Below are 227 nucleotides of genomic sequence, written 5' to 3' on the forward strand. Positions count from 1 at the left end.
CGCAACCACGCGGTGCTGATTACCATTGAGGAAGGCTCCGAAGGCGGGTTTGCCACACAGGTCTGCCACCATCTGGCCCGCACCGGCCTGCTGGACCGGGTGCGCTTCCGCCCCATGACCCTGCCCGACCGCTTTATCGACCACAACACGCAGGACGCACAGTATGACGAGGCCGGGCTCTCCGCCCCCCACATCGTCGCAACCGCACTCAACGCACTCGGCGTGAG

The 227-nt window shown here is 66.1% G+C and carries 1 protein-coding gene; it reads left to right on the forward strand.

The window, feature by feature from the left end; all coding sequences use genetic code 11:
• Positions 1 to 227 (forward strand): transketolase C-terminal domain-containing protein (locus HK26_RS13025; RefSeq protein ID WP_307772213.1); only part of this gene is annotated, 227 nt, incomplete at both ends.

The sequence above is a fragment of the Acetobacter okinawensis genome, from assembly GCF_002153655.1.
Lineage (GTDB): Bacteria > Pseudomonadota > Alphaproteobacteria > Acetobacterales > Acetobacteraceae > Acetobacter > Acetobacter okinawensis_A.